Annotated in this window: 12 protein-coding genes; all 12 read left to right on the top strand. The window is 38.3% G+C overall.

The genetic code is table 11. The features are described 5' to 3' along the window. Position 1: 1 nt before the first annotated feature. The 12 genes from H8787_RS08765 (at position 2) to H8787_RS08705 (ending at position 14687) form a co-directional block, all read left to right on the top strand. On the top strand, positions 2 to 691 hold the full coding sequence (locus H8787_RS08765; protein WP_003068120.1) for a DNA-binding response regulator: 690 nt from the start codon (positions 2 to 4) through the stop codon (positions 689 to 691). A gap of 210 nt (positions 692 to 901) precedes the next feature. Then, a complete protein-coding gene (locus H8787_RS08760; protein WP_049481911.1) occupies positions 902 to 3091 on the top strand; it encodes a PTS transporter subunit IIBC in 2190 nt (729 codons plus the stop codon). A 16-nt stretch (positions 3092 to 3107) separates the two neighbouring features. Beyond that, entirely contained in the window at positions 3108 to 3923 is an 816-nt protein-coding gene (locus H8787_RS08755; RefSeq protein ID WP_003068124.1) for an endonuclease/exonuclease/phosphatase family protein, read from the top strand. A 182-nt stretch (positions 3924 to 4105) separates the two neighbouring features. Next, complete coding sequence (gene nrdR, locus H8787_RS08750) at positions 4106 to 4579, top strand: transcriptional regulator NrdR (protein ID WP_003068126.1); 474 nt, start codon at positions 4106 to 4108, stop codon at positions 4577 to 4579. Beyond that, the gene (locus tag H8787_RS08745; protein WP_187327888.1) at positions 4580 to 5731 is read left to right on the top strand and encodes a DnaD domain protein; all 1152 of its coding nucleotides are present in this window, start codon (positions 4580 to 4582) and stop codon (positions 5729 to 5731) included. It begins immediately after the preceding gene. Beyond that, positions 5732 to 6631, top strand: coding sequence for a primosomal protein DnaI (dnaI, locus tag H8787_RS08740; RefSeq protein WP_187327887.1), 900 nt, complete (start codon positions 5732 to 5734; stop codon positions 6629 to 6631). Positions 6632 to 6709: 78 nt separating this feature from the next. Next, on the top strand, positions 6710 to 8020 hold the full coding sequence (der, locus tag H8787_RS08735) for a ribosome biogenesis GTPase Der (RefSeq protein ID WP_049481904.1): 1311 nt from the start codon (positions 6710 to 6712) through the stop codon (positions 8018 to 8020). A gap of 460 nt (positions 8021 to 8480) precedes the next feature. Then, positions 8481 to 11591, top strand: coding sequence for a DEAD/DEAH box helicase (locus H8787_RS08725; protein ID WP_187327886.1), 3111 nt, complete (start codon positions 8481 to 8483; stop codon positions 11589 to 11591). A 41-nt stretch (positions 11592 to 11632) separates the two neighbouring features. Continuing rightward, positions 11633 to 12265, top strand: a complete 633-nt coding sequence (locus tag H8787_RS08720; RefSeq protein ID WP_187327885.1) for a cystathionine gamma-synthase — start codon at positions 11633 to 11635, stop codon at positions 12263 to 12265. Positions 12266 to 12347: 82 nt separating this feature from the next. Then, positions 12348 to 13679 carry a UDP-N-acetylmuramate--L-alanine ligase gene (murC, locus tag H8787_RS08715; RefSeq protein ID WP_006269441.1) on the top strand — a complete coding sequence of 444 codons (1332 nt, stop codon included), beginning with the start codon at positions 12348 to 12350 and terminating at the stop codon, positions 13677 to 13679. Further along, a complete protein-coding gene (locus H8787_RS08710) occupies positions 13669 to 14187 on the top strand; it encodes a GNAT family N-acetyltransferase (protein ID WP_187327884.1) in 519 nt (172 codons plus the stop codon). Before murC ends, H8787_RS08710 begins: the two co-directional genes overlap by 11 nt. Before the next feature lie 2 nt (positions 14188 to 14189). Further along, a complete protein-coding gene (locus tag H8787_RS08705; protein ID WP_037598793.1) occupies positions 14190 to 14687 on the top strand; it encodes a GNAT family N-acetyltransferase in 498 nt (165 codons plus the stop codon). The last annotated feature ends 46 nt before the right edge of the window (positions 14688 to 14733 follow it).

Here is a 14733-nt window from a genome sequence, read left to right as displayed (position 1 = left end):
TATGGGGAAGCGGATTTTATTAGTTGAGAATGAAAAAAAATTAGCACAATTTATTAGCTTAGAGTTGCAAAATGAAGGTTATCGAGTGGATCTTCTTGAAACGGGAAAAGATGCTTTAGCATCTGCGAGAGCTAATCAATACGATTTATTCCTGTTGAATTTTATGCTTGAAGATATGACAGGAACGGAGTTTGCTGAGCAATTAAGTTTGATAAAGCCTGCTTCAGTCATTATTGTATTGGATAATCGTGATATTATTTTAAAATATACTGAGGAAATCCAACGTTTTGCTGTTAGTTATATGATAGAGCCTTTCATTGTGATGGACTTGGTCGAAAAAATTTCTGCTATTTTTCGTGGGCGTGATTTTATTGATCATCATTGTAGTCAGATGAAAGTTTCAACATCTTATCGGAATCTTCGCATTGACGTGCAAAATCATACTGTATATCGAGGGAATGAAATAATTTCCTTGACTAGAAGAGAGTATGATTTGTTAGCAACGCTGATGGGCAGTCATCAGGCTTTAAGCCGTGAACAGCTGTTAGAGCGCGTTTGGAAATACGAAGGAGCAGTCGAAACAAATGTTGTTGATGTCTATATTCGTTATCTTCGTAGTAAACTTGATATAGCAGGGCAGAAAAGTTACATAAAAACCGTGCGTGGTGTTGGCTATGCTATGCAAGAATAAACGTGAAGTGCAGGAAATATCGTTTTTCTGCACTTTTCTAATGGGGATGTTTTTTAATCTGTTATACTTTGCAAGTAAAAAATAGGGAAAGTTTTTAAAATATTATATAAAAACGCTTTACAAAATAGAAATATATGATATAATTAAAGAGTCAAATAAATGCAAACGTTTGCGGAAAGCGCTTGCGGAAAATTTTATAAGGAGATATGAATGATGAAAGAGACATTCAAAAACATATTCAGTTTCGAATTTTGGCAAAAATTCGGAAAAGCTCTGATGGTCGTTATCGCAGTAATGCCCGCGGCTGGTTTGATGATCAGTATTGGTAAGTCAATTCCAATGATCAATCCAAACGTAGCTGCTCTTGTTACAACAGGCGGTATTCTTGAGCAAATTGGTTGGGGAGTTATCGGAAACCTTCACATTTTGTTTGCATTAGCTATTGGAGGTAGCTGGGCAAAGGAACGTGCTGGTGGTGCATTTGCGGCCGGACTTTCATTTATTTTAATTAACCGTATTACAGGGGTCTTTTTTGGAGTAACTTCAGACCTTCTTACAAAACAAGGAGCTACTGTAAAAACTGTCTTTGGTGGAACCATTAAGGTGGCTGATTATTTTGTAAGTGTACTTGAAGCTCCTGCCCTTAATATGGGGGTGTTTGTTGGTATCATTGCCGGTTTTGTTGGAGCAACTGCTTACAACAAATATTATAATTACCGTAAATTACCAGATGCGCTTTCATTCTTTAATGGTAAACGGTTTGTGCCATTCGTTGTTATTTTGCGTTCTACAATTGTGGCTTTGATTCTTGCAGTATTTTGGCCAGTTGTTCAAACTGGAATCAACAATTTTGGTATTTGGATTGCTAACTCTCAAAAGACAGCTCCAATTCTCGCACCATTCTTGTTTGGTACTTTAGAACGTCTTCTTTTACCATTTGGCCTTCACCATATGTTGACAATTCCAATCAACTATACTCAATTAGGTGGGACATATGAAGTGTTGACAGGGGCTGCTAAAGGAACGACTGTATTTGGTCAAGATCCATTATGGTTGGCTTGGGTAACAGACCTTGTTAATTTAAAAGGTTCACACGCTGACCAATATCAACATCTTCTAAATAGTATTACTCCAGCTCGTTTTAAAGTTGGGCAAATGATTGGTTCATTTGGTATTTTGATGGGGGTTGCCTTTGCAATTTATCGAAATGTAGATGATGATAAGAAACATAAATACAAAGGGATGATGATTGCAACAGGACTTGCAACTTTCTTAACAGGTGTTACAGAACCAATTGAATACATGTTTATGTTTGTTGCAACACCTCTTTATTTGGTGTATGCTGTTGTGCAAGGGTTAGCCTTTGCTATGGCAGATATTGTTCACTTGCGTATGCACTCATTTGGTTCAATCGAATTTCTGACTCGTACTCCACTAGCCATCAATGCTGGTTTGGGTATGGATATTATTAATTTTGTTTGGGTAACAGTGCTCTTTGCAGTTGGAATGTATTTTATTGCCAACTTCATGATTAAGAAATTTAACTACGCAACTCCAGGACGTAACGGAAACTATGAAACAGCTGATGGAGAAGATAGTCCTTCGTCTGCCGCAGCTGGTGGCAAAGTAGCAGAAGCATCTCAAGCTGTGAATATTATCAATCTTCTTGGTGGACGTGCAAACATTGTTGATGTTGACGCATGTATGACACGTCTTCGTGTAACTGTTAAAGATGCAGAAAAAGTTGGTACAGAAGAGCAATGGAAAGCCGAAGGAGCTATGGGCTTGGTGATGAAAGGTCAAGGTGTTCAAGCAATTTATGGACCAAAAGCGGATGTTTTGAAATCTGACATTCAAGACTTACTTGACTCAGGCGAAGTGATTCCCGAAACCCTTCCGAGCCAAATGACAGCTTCACAAGCTGCCGAAGCGAACTACAAAGGTGTGACAGAAGAAGTTGAGACAGTCGCAGACGGTGAAGTGATTGCGATTACAGATGTCAAAGATCCAGTTTTCTCTCAAAAAATGATGGGTGACGGATTTGCTGTTGAACCTGAAAATGGCAAGATTTACTCACCAGTAGCAGGTACGGTTAGCAGCATTTTCCCTACAAAGCACGCTCTCGGTCTCTTGACTGATAATGGTCTTGAAGTGCTTGTTCATATCGGACTTGATACAGTCAGTCTTGAAGGTAAACCATTTGAAGTGCATGTTGCAGAAGGACAAAAAGTTGCAGCAGGTGATCTTCTTGTGACAGCTGATTTAGAAGCTATCAAAGCAGCAGGTCGTGAAACTTCAACAGTTGTTGTCTTCACAAATGCACAAGCGATTAAATCTGTATCAGTTGAAACATTCGGCAAAGTAGCAGCGAAAACAGTTGTTGCTAAAGTAGAATTGTAGATAGAAAAGAGAAATCATGGCAAAATTCCTGACTTTAAATACTCATAGTTGGATGGAAGATGAGCAAGAAAAAAAGTTAGATCAACTAGCTGAGCGGATTCTTCAAGAAAAATATGATGTCATTTGCCTGCAGGAAGTCAATCAAGAAATGGAGTCTGAACAGGTTGTTCAGGCTCCGTTTTATCATGCGGTAGATGACGCCATTGCGATTCATAAGGATCATTTTGTATATTGTCTCGTGGAGAGATTGGTGGAGAAAGGTCTTATTTATCATTGGTCTTGGGCTTATAATCATATTGGATTTGATCGGTTTCATGAGGGAGTTGCTATTTTATCTTTAAATCCATTGAAAGCAAGTGAGTTGTTGGTTTCTGAGACCAACGATCCAACGGATTATCACACTAGAAAAGTACTTTTGGCGGAAATAGAAGTTGCTGGACGGCTTGTAACAGTGGCTTCTTGTCATCTTTCTTGGTGGGACAAAGGCTTCCAAGAAGAATGGGTACAAGTAGAAAAAGAATTGTTGCAGCGCGATATGCCTCTAGTATTGATGGGAGATTTTAACAATCCCGTCGGTTATGAGGGCTATCGGCACATTCTAAAAAGTCCGCTTGCTCTGCAAGACAGTCATGTTGTTGCGGCTACAGTCATTGGTACAGCAACAGTTGAAGGTGACATTGCTGGCTGGACTGGAAATAAGGATGCTCTGAAAATTGATTATATCTTTACAAGTAAAGATTTCAACATTGAAAAATCTGTTGTTGTCTTTGATGGCAAATCAACACCAATGATTAGTGACCATTTTGGATTAGAAGTAGAAGTGACATTTTAACAATCAAAAGCGAGAAGTTTTGAAATGAAATTTCTCGTTTTTTGATTGTCATTTTTTCGGAGTGAATGTTTTCTAAATAGATAGCTGAAATTTCACTATACTATGGGAATACCAATTTACTAGCTTTTGTTATTTCTTAAAACATGGTATAATGAAGTATTAAGAATTCAGGAGGGAAGCAGATGCGTTGTCCTAAGTGTGGTGGTAGTAAATCGAGTGTTATTGACAGTCGGCAGGCTGAAGATGGTAATACAATTCGTCGTCGTCGTGAATGTGAAGAGTGTCAATATCGTTTTACAACTTATGAACGTGTAGAAGAACGGACGCTCGTTGTCGTTAAAAAAGATGGCACGCGGGAACAATTTTCAAGAGATAAGATCTTTAATGGAATCATTCGTTCGGCGCAAAAACGTCCTGTTTCTAGTGATGAGATTGAGGCGATTGTTAGCAGAATTGAACAAAAAGTGCGTAGCAATAATGAAAATGAGATTGCGAGTGAGTTTATCGGAGGTCTGGTAATGAAAGAATTAGCGGAATTAGATGAGATTACCTATGTTCGCTTTGCCAGTGTCTATCGTAGTTTTAAAGATGTGAGCGAGTTGGAAAACCTCTTGAAGCAGATTACAAAAACAGCTAAAAAGAAAAAGGAACAATAAATGAAACCCAATGATCAATTTTCTTTTGTGAAAAATAATCTGATCAGTCAGGACAGTACAAATTTAATTCGTCTGTATTTGCCGATTTTAGGGTTTGATGCGACCTCTATTTATCAATATTTGCTCGCTTTTTGGGATAATGGGAAATCATCTTATACTTTTGGACACATTTTGAATCATCTCAATCTGGGAATGAATGCCTTACAAAAAAGTTTAGAAATTTTGTCTGCTATGCGGTTAATAGAGCTTTATCATGCGGAGAATTATTTTCAAGTTTATTTGCAGCCGACTTTATCTGCTGTTGACTTTTTAGCTAATCCTGTTTATAGACGTCTTTTGGAAAAGAAGATTGGTGAAGCTGCGGTAGAGGCTTTGTTACCTAGTCAACCAAGGGGTGAGAAGCAAGATGTGAAGCTGTCAGAGATTTTTCAAGTAGAAGAAACGAAGGTGGGGACACAAATAAAACAGAATCATTTTGAGTTGGACTATTTTAAACAATTGATGGCACGTGAAAACTTGCGCTTTGATAATGAAAAAGAAGATTTGCTGGTACTCTTTGCCATTGCAGAGAAAAAAAATTGGACCTGGTATGAGACTTATTTGTTAGCTAAAAAAACAGCTGTCGGTCATGTGATTTCAACTAAGCGAATGAAGCAAAAATTACAGCAAAAAGTTTCAAATGAACTGTTTTCAACTCAAGAGCAAACGATTCTTCGAGAGGCTAAGAGTAAAACAGCTCTGCAATTTTTGGCAGAAATCAAGAAAGCTAAGCATGCAACGATTACACGCGGAGAGCGTCAGTGCTTGACAGAAATGGCAAATTTGGGCTTGTTAGATGAAGTGATCAATGTAATTTTATTATTGACTTTTAATAAGGTAAATTCAGCTAACCTTAATGAAAAGTATGCTTTAAAAGTAGCAAATGATTTTTCCTATCAAAAAATCTTCTCAGCTGAAGAGGCTGTGGTGTATATTCGCGAACGTTATCAAACACAGCATAGCAAAAAATCAGCGAAAGATTCTGATCCAAAGAGCAATGTGCCTAGCTGGAGCAATCCTGATTATAAAAACGAAACCAGTGCTGAAAAGCAAGTAGAATTAGAAAAACAAAAACGTAAATTGTTAGCTAAATTAGATCAAGGAGGTGACTAGATGGAACGTGTTGGACAAGCAATGTCACGTAGAAATGGTGCGCAGCAATTTGATTATGATAAATTGGTCGAGCAAATCATGGCTGATCCAGATGTGGCGGCTTTTATCCAGTCAGAAGGGATGACACCAGCTGAAATCAAACGAAGCATTTCTAAGTTTAATCAGTATATTTCTGAGCGAAATCGTTTTTTACTAGGCGATAAGGCTTATATTGCTAAGGGATATAAGCCAATTTTAGTGAAAAATGAGGGATATGCTGACGTTTCTTATGAAGAAACTCCAGAGCTAGTTGAAGCACAGAAGCAAGCAGCTATCAATGCGCGCTTAAACCTGATTAGTCTTCCGGCTAGTCTCAAGGAAGCTAGTTTGGCAAAAGTGGATTTAGACGATGTTGGTCGTTACAAGGCTTTTGAGTTGCTGACGAATTTTGTAGCGGATTATCCAAACTATAAAAAAGCGATTTACCTTTATGGTGATTTTGGCGTGGGTAAAAGTTACATGATGGCTGCCTTGGCACATGATTTGTCGGACAAACGCAGTGTTTCCACGACGTTGCTTCATTATCCTAGTTTTGTGTTGGATGTAAAGAATGCCATTTCTTCCGGTTTGGTGAAGGAAAAGATTGATGAAGTAAAAGTAGCACAAGTCTTGATTTTGGATGATATTGGTGCGGAGCAATCAAGTCCTTGGATGCGAGATGAGATTTTGCAGGTTATTTTGCAGCATCGGATGCAGGAAAATTTGCCAACTTTCTTTACATCAAATTTTAATTTTGCGGATTTGGAACGCCATTTTGCTACATCCAAAAACGGAGATGAAACTTGGCAGGCTCGTCGGGTCATGGAAAGAATAAAATTCTTAGCAGAGGAAGTGCGTCTGGAAGGAGAAAATCGCCGGTGAATGAAATAGTTCATTGTTAGATGAGAAGTTACTTTATGTAGATCAGTTGACTAGTGAATAAATAAGAAAGAGGAAAATATGGCTTTACCAACCATTGCCATTGTCGGTCGTCCCAACGTTGGCAAATCAACACTTTTTAATCGGATTGCCGGGGAACGGATTTCTATTGTTGAGGATGTTGAAGGGGTCACTCGTGACCGTATTTACGCGACGGCTGAATGGCTGAATCGCAAGTTTAGCATGATTGATACAGGTGGTATTAATGATGTGGATGCTCCTTTTATGGAGCAAATCAAGCACCAAGCAGAGATTGCTATGGATGAGGCAGATGTTATCGTTTTTGTTGTGTCTGGAAAAGAAGGTATTACAGATGCGGATGAATACGTGGCTCGTATGCTCTACAAGACCCATAAGCCGATTATTCTAGTGGTCAATAAAGTAGATAACCCAGAGATGCGTAATGAAATTTTTGATTTTTATGCGCTGGGCTTAGGCGATCCATTCCCAGTTTCTTCAGTCCACGGGATTGGTACAGGAGATGTTCTTGATGCCATCGTTGAAAATCTTCCAAATGAAGAAGTGGCAGAAAATCCTGATATGATTAAGTTTAGTCTGATTGGCCGTCCTAATGTCGGCAAGTCTAGCTTGATCAATGCCATCCTGGGTGAGGATAGGGTTATTGCCAGTCCTGTTGCTGGTACTACGCGTGACGCCATTGATACGGTCTTTACGGACAGTGAAGGTCAGGAATTTACCATGATCGACACGGCTGGTATGCGCAAGTCAGGCAAGGTCTATGAAAATACGGAGAAATACTCTGTCATGCGGGCTATGAGGGCCATTGACCGATCTGATGTGGTGCTTATGGTGCTCAATGCTGAAGAGGGCATTCGCGAGTATGACAAGCGAATCGCCGGTTTTGCTCATGAAGCTGGTAAAGGAATCATTATCGTTGTGAACAAGTGGGATACGCTGGAAAAAGATAACAAGACCATGCAAAATTGGGAAGCAGATATTCGCGATCAATTTCAGTATCTTTCTTATGCACCGATTGTCTTTGTATCAGCTCTTACCAAGCAACGTTTGCATAAGCTTCCAGAGATGATTAAAAATATCAGTCAAAGTCAAAATACCCGCATACCGTCTGCAGTGCTCAATGATGTCATTATGGATGCTATCGCAATTAATCCGACGCCAACCGACAAAGGCAAACGGCTGAAAATCTTCTATGCGACACAAGTTGCGACTAAACCACCAACTTTTATCATCTTTGTCAATGAAGAAGAGCTTATGCACTTCTCTTACCTACGTTTCTTGGAAAATCAAATCCGCAAGGCCTTTGTCTTTGAAGGAACCCCGATTCACTTAATTGCAAGGAAGCGGAAGTAGGGCGGAGCCAGCTAAACAAGGACTGGCATAAAAATAATAGGAGAAGCACAAGGTGATTAGTTTAATGTACCTATGTGAGAAAGAAATATGAATTGGATGAATGTTTCTAGGGCAGTGCTCATTGGAATTGCAAGTTTAGATTATACGAATATTTACTACGATGATAGACAGCATAAACCATTTGTTTTTCGTTAATGGTTATCACTTTTTAGTCTGATATTTGTAGGAGTTACGCATCTTTTCTTGACTGCCATAACGTTGGGAACCATTTGACTTATGATAACAAAATTCTCTTTCCCTTTACTGGAGATTTGGCTCTTTTTAGTGTTCCTAGTAACACGCACTAAATGCTATAAAAAGCTCAAAGAAAATATTTTTTAAAAGAAAGCAAGAAAGAGCTTGCTTTTTTCTTTATGCCGAAAATATGATATAATGAATAGATAAAATAAAGGTGGTACTTATGGCAAAATTGATTCCTGGGAAGATTCGGACAGAAGGGACGACTCTTTATGAAGCAGGGAAAATTGAAATTCTTAAAGTGAAAGATCGGATGATTTACAGCCGAGTTGAAAATCACAATCTGCGATATAGCTTGGACGACGAAGCCATTTTTTGTGCCTGTGATTTTTTTCAAAAAAAGAAATATTGTGCTCATCTCGCAGGATTAGAATATTTTCTAAAAAATGACCCCGAAGGAAAAGTTGTTTTGGCCAATCTGGAAGAAGAACAGACAACTTCTGAGGCAACACAAACAAAGGTCTCTTTTGGCAGTCTTTTTTTGGATAAAATTCTTCTAACAGAAGAAATACCTGTTCGATATGAATTATCGGCAGTTGGGCAAGAAGATGATTATACAGGACAATTTCTGTGGACGTTGCGTATCAGTCGTTTACCCGATGAACGCTCTTATGTTGTTCGAGATATTCGTGCTTTTTTAAAAATTGTTGAAAAAGGCGATTATTATCAAATCGGAAAACACTACTATGAAAAAATGCAATTAGCTGCTTTTGACGAAGCCAGCCAAGAGGTGATTCAGTTTTTACGAGGGCTTGTTTCTTATCAGCAAGATCAAGATACTTCTTTTATTTTTCCAAATGCAGCTAGACATCTTTATTTTCCATCTAGTCTGTTTGAGGAAGGCTTGAATCGGCTTATGAATTTGCCGCATTTCCGCTTAGAATACAGTCTTTATGACTATGACGAAGTTTTTTTCCAAGATTTACATGCCGAAGTAGGAATTTATGATTTTACAGTAGAGGAAAATTCAGATTATTTTGAACTCACTATTACAGAGCAAAATTATAAAATTCTATACGGTGGTGACTTTATTTTTTATGGAAATCATTTTTACCAATTAACTGAACAGCAAAAGCGTATGATTCAGGTGATGCGAGAATTGCCTGTGGACACCGATCGTAAAAAACGCCTGCAATTTGATACAAGTGATCAAGCGAAACTGGCTTCAGGATTACTAGAATTTCACAAAATCGGCTCTATTCATGCACCAGAAAGTTTGGTGATTCATACTTTCACCCCGTTATTTAATTTTGAGTTGTTAGAGTCTAAAAAAATCAGTCTCAAAATTCAGTTTGATTATGGAACTCGTATAGTCGCCAGTCGTTTGGAGTTAGAGAAATTACCATTTGCTAGTGATTTTCAGTTAGAGCAGAAAGTTTTTCAACAAGCTCTGTCTGCTGGTTTTGAAGCAAATTTTGTAAGCAAGCGTCCTCCGCTGCAGCCACAAGAGCTTTATTCATTCTTCACATCAACTCTTCCTCGTTTCAAACGATTGGGAAAGGTAATTGTATCAGAAAATTTGGCAGCTTTATACCAAGTTGAAAGACCGACAATTTCGATTCAGACAAATGGCGGTTTGCTAGATATCGGTTTTGACTTTACCAGTATTGACCAGGCGGAAGTGGATGATGCTTTAGCAGCTCTTTTTTCGACTAATGATTATTTCATCAATAAATCTGGCAAGGTGCTCGTTTTTGATGAGGAAACAAAAAGAGTCAGCAAAACCTTACAGGATTTACGAGCTAAAAAAGGAAAAAATGGTATTTTCCAGACGCAGCGGATTGCTGCCTATCAGCTATCTGAATTGTTTAAAAACCAAGAAAAAGTGAACTTTTCAGAAGAGTTTCGCCATTTAGCTTTTGATTTGACGCATCCGGAGGAATTTACACTGCCGCCATTAAAAGTGGAGGCAACTTTGCGTGATTACCAAGAAACTGGTGTCAAGTGGATAAGCATGCTTGACCGTTACGGGTTTGGTGGTATTTTAGCAGATGATATGGGGCTTGGGAAAACACTCCAAACGATAGCCTTTTTAAGTAGTAGGCTAAAAAAGGAAACGAACGTCTTAATTTTGGCGCCATCTAGTTTGATTTACAATTGGCTGGATGAGTTTGCAAAGTTTGCACCAGATATTGATGCGGCAGTCATCTATGGCTTAAAATCAATAAGAGATAACTTAATTGCAGAACGCCATCAGGTGATGATTACAAGTTATGCCTCTTTCCGTCAAGATGTTGAAGAATATAGTCAATTGAACTTTGATTATCTCTTTTTAGATGAAGCACAGGTCATGAAAAATGCGCAAACCAAGATTGCTCATCATTTACGAAATTTTGAGGTCAAAAATACTTTTGCTCTTTCTGGAACACCGATTGAAAATAACCTCAGCGAATTATGGTCTATTTTTCAAATTGTTTTGCCAGGATTATTACCTAGCAAAAAGAACTTTTTGAAACTGCCTGCAGAAACTGTCGCTCGTTTTATCAAACCATTTGTCATGCGGCGGAAGAAAGAAGATGTCTTGCAAGAATTGCCAGAACTCATCGAAGTTTCTTATCGCAATGAGCTTGCAGATAGTCAAAAGGCTATCTACCTAGCGCAACTAAAACAAATGCAGGAGCGTGTGCTTACTTCTACAGATGAAGAACTTAATCGCAGCAAAATGGAAATCTTATCTGGCTTGATGCGATTACGTCAAATCTGCGATACTCCTGCGCTCTTTATGGAGGACTATCATGGAGAGAGTGGCAAACTAGAAAGCCTGCTAGAACTATTAGAGCAGATTCAGACAGGAAGCCACCGTGTGTTAATCTTTTCTCAATTCCGAGGAATGCTAGACATTATCGAAAAAGAATTGAAAAAGATGAAAATGGAGACATTTAAAATTACAGGTTCTACACCAGCAAAAGAGCGGCAAGAAATGACAAATGCTTTTAATAATGGGGAAGGAGACGCCTTTTTAATCTCTTTAAAAGCTGGTGGTGTTGGCTTGAATCTAACTGGTGCTGATACTGTTATCTTAGTAGACCTTTGGTGGAACCCAGCAGTAGAGTCTCAGGCAATTGGTCGAGCTCACCGTATGGGTCAAGAAAGAAATGTAGAAGTGTATCGATTGATTACGCGAGGAACGATTGAAGAAAAAATTCAAGAGTTGCAGGAAAGCAAGCGTCATCTCGTATCAACTATCCTAGATGGAACAGAATCCCGTAGCAGCCTAACCGTTGCTGAAATACGAGAAATTCTAGGAATTTCTACAGAAACACTTGAAAAATAGCACCAATAGGTTATAATGAAGTGTTGAAAGGAAATGTGCTCATGAAAGAAAAAACTTTTCCGTTGATTTCTGATGATGAAATCATGTTATCAGAAATGCCGCGTATGAACCTTTACGATGAAAGTGATCTTATCAGCAATATTAATGGTGACTATGTTGATAAAAATTATTTAGAATGGGAACCAATTGTAAAGAAAATTGCAGATAGTCAGGTAAAAGAAGGAAAAGCTTACCAAGCAACTTCAGCTATTCCGTCTGCTGAAGTCGCCAAACCTGCCCCAAAAAGCTATGCAGAATTGGCTAGAGAAGAAGCCAGAGCGGATTTAAAAAAGAAACGCTCAGCAGCTTATTTGACTTCAGACTTTATAACTAAAAAACGCTCCCATCCTGCTGTTAATACTGCTAATACAGCTATTTCACATCAACCAACAGCATTTTTCCAAAAGGAAAATGGTAGTGGGTTATCAAAATATAGTCGAAATTTAAAGCAGGATCATTATATTTTAGCAGATATCAAAGTAAATACCTCTTTGCCGAAGGAATCACCCAAAAAATCTAAAAATAATTATGACTTTTTAAAAACAAGTCAAATTTATAACAAAAAAGAATTGCAAAATCAAAGAGAGCGTCGGATAGCGCAAGAGCTAAATTTAACACGGTTGGAAGAAAAATAATCGAATGTTGACAAAAAGTAAAGACGTTTTGGTGTGAACGCGATTTCACCTATTTAATGTTCTTTGTATTTAAGGAGAAATTATGACAAAAACCTATCATTTTATCGGGATTAAGGGCTCTGGAATGAGTGCCTTAGCATTGATGCTGCATCAAATGGGACATCAAGTTCAAGGAAGCGATGTTGAAAAATACTATTTCACTCAACGTGGCTTAGAACAAGCAGGAATTAAAATCTTGCCTTTTGACGAAAAAAATCTTCAAGCAGATGTAGAAGTTATTGCAGGAAATGCTTTCCGTCCGGATAATAATCTTGAAATTGCCTACGCCGATGCAAATGGCATTTCTTATAAGCGTTACCATGAATTTCTTGGAATCTTTATGCGTAATTTTGTCAGCATGGGGGTGGCGGGTGCACATGGAAAGACATCAACGACTGGCATGTTAGCACACGTTTTGTCAAATATTACAGATACTAGTTATCTCATCGGTGACGGTACGGGACGTGGCTCTGCAAATGCGAAATATTTTGCGTTTGAAGCAGATGAATATGAGCGTCACTTTATGCCTTATCATCCTGAATATTCGATTATTACGAATATTGACTTTGACCACCCAGATTATTTTACCAGCTTAGAAGATGTTTTCAATGCATTTAATGATTATGCTAAACAAGTTAGCAAAGGGGTGTTTGTTTACGGTGAAGACAAGGAGTTGCGTCGGATTACAGCCAATGCTCCTATTTATTATTATGGTTTTAAGGAAGGAAATGACTTTGTCGCTCATGATCTGCTTCGTTCTACGACGGGTTCCAGCTTTAAAGTTTCTTTCCGCGGAAAAGAATTAGGAGAATTCAAGATTCCTAGCTTTGGTCGCCACAATATTATGAATGCAACAGCTGTTATTGGTTTATTGTATACAGCTGGATTTGATTTGACTTTGGTTCGAGAGCATTTGGCTACTTTTGGTGGTGTGAAACGTCGCTTCACTGAAAAAATGGTGAATGGAACGACAATTATTGATGACTTTGCTCATCACCCTACTGAAATCATTGCAACTTTAGATGCAGCTCGCCAGAAATATCCAAGCAAAGAAATCGTTGCAATTTTCCAACCCCATACCTTTACTAGGACTATTGCACTTTTGGACGAATTTGCAGAAGCTTTGAATCAAGCAGATGCAGTGTATTTAGCACAGATTTATGGTTCTGCACGTGAAGTGGATCATGGAGATGTCAAAGTAGAAGATTTGGCAGCGAAGATCGTGAAAAAAGCAGACATCATTACCGTTGACAATGTTTCTCCCTTACTAGAACATCCAAATGCAGTTTACGTTTTCATGGGGGCTGGTGATATTCAAACCTATGAATATTCTTTTGAACGCTTATTATCCAATTTGACAAGCAATGTCCAGTAATCTAACTCCTCAAGTCACTCTTCGAGAAGCTATTTTGGAAGATTTGGAAACAATCAAGGCTATCGAACAGGTGAATTTTTCCACAACAGCAGTTGGTGCAGAAACTATTCAAAAATGGATTGCACATGTTCCAAATACATGCTTAATAGCAGAATTAAATGAAAAAATAGCTGGCTATATTGTCGGGTCAGCCGTTTTTTCACGTCATTTAACAGATGAGTTGTTTGAAAAAGTGGCAGAAAATCCAGATTCGGGTGGTTTCATTGCTATTCAAAGTTTGTCTGTTCATCCGGATTTTAAAGGACAGGGAATTGGAACTCTGCTACTTGCAGCTTTAAAAGAAAAAGCAGTCGTTCAAAATCGACAAGGGATCAATCTAACTTGTCATGATTATTTGATTTCCTATTATGAAATGAATAATTTTAAGAATGAAGGAATTTCAGATTCCGTTCATGCTGGAGTCGTTTGGTATGATATGATTTGGGATAATCCGTATTTTAAGGAGTAAAAATGAAGATTAGACAAGCAAATTTAGCAGATTTGGATGCTATTACGGCTATTGAGTTGGAGAATTTTGGACCAGAGGAAGCCTTAAGTCGAGAGATTTTAGAAATTCATATTCAAAAATTAACAACAAGTTTCTTAGTCGCTGAACGAGGCGGTCAGATGTTAGGCTACCTAGAGGGACCTGTTCGTCCAGAACGCCATCTAGTAGATCAATCCTTTACTTCAGAAGTAAAAGATTATAGTCATTTACCGAATCATTATATTTCGTTGACCAGTTTATCGATTTCTAAAAATGCGCAAAATATGGGACTAGGTCGTAGCTTGTTGGATGCAATGAAAGAGATTGCTATTCGAGACCAGCGCTTGGGAATCAACTTAACTTGTCATGATTATTTAGTCGGATATTATGAAAAGCATGGTTTTATCAATGAGGGCCTGTCTCAATCTACCTATGCAGGTGAACTTTGGTATGATATGGTTTGGGAAACGCCTAGTAATTGAGAGACGTATTGATTATTTCGTAGAAAGCCTGAAAGAAAGGCTTTCT

Origin of the sequence: Streptococcus sp. NSJ-72 (genome assembly GCF_014334035.1) — a bacterium.
Lineage (GTDB): Bacteria > Bacillota > Bacilli > Lactobacillales > Streptococcaceae > Streptococcus > Streptococcus constellatus.
The sequence above is the reverse complement of the archived record's forward strand: the minus strand, read 5'-3'. Positions and strand labels throughout refer to the sequence as shown.

Bases quoted from the DNA above. Each gene is read 5' to 3' on its own strand.
- nrdR (WP_003068126.1), top strand. From the start codon at position 4,106: ATGCGTTGTCCTAAGTGTGGTGGTAGTAAATCGAGTGTTATTGACAGT.
- H8787_RS08705 (WP_037598793.1), top strand. From the start codon at position 14,190: ATGAAGATTAGACAAGCAAATTTAGCAGATTTGGATGCTATTACGGCT.
- der (WP_049481904.1), top strand. From the start codon at position 6,710: ATGGCTTTACCAACCATTGCCATTGTCGGTCGTCCCAACGTTGGCAAA.
- H8787_RS08745 (WP_187327888.1), top strand. From the start codon at position 4,580: ATGAAACCCAATGATCAATTTTCTTTTGTGAAAAATAATCTGATCAGT.
- H8787_RS08755 (WP_003068124.1), top strand. From the start codon at position 3,108: ATGGCAAAATTCCTGACTTTAAATACTCATAGTTGGATGGAAGATGAG.
- H8787_RS08710 (WP_187327884.1), top strand. From the start codon at position 13,669: ATGTCCAGTAATCTAACTCCTCAAGTCACTCTTCGAGAAGCTATTTTG.
- H8787_RS08720 (WP_187327885.1), top strand. From the start codon at position 11,633: ATGAAAGAAAAAACTTTTCCGTTGATTTCTGATGATGAAATCATGTTA.
- murC (WP_006269441.1), top strand. From the start codon at position 12,348: ATGACAAAAACCTATCATTTTATCGGGATTAAGGGCTCTGGAATGAGT.
- H8787_RS08765 (WP_003068120.1), top strand. From the start codon at position 2: ATGGGGAAGCGGATTTTATTAGTTGAGAATGAAAAAAAATTAGCACAA.
- dnaI (WP_187327887.1), top strand. From the start codon at position 5,732: ATGGAACGTGTTGGACAAGCAATGTCACGTAGAAATGGTGCGCAGCAA.
- H8787_RS08725 (WP_187327886.1), top strand. From the start codon at position 8,481: ATGGCAAAATTGATTCCTGGGAAGATTCGGACAGAAGGGACGACTCTT.
- H8787_RS08760 (WP_049481911.1), top strand. From the start codon at position 902: ATGATGAAAGAGACATTCAAAAACATATTCAGTTTCGAATTTTGGCAA.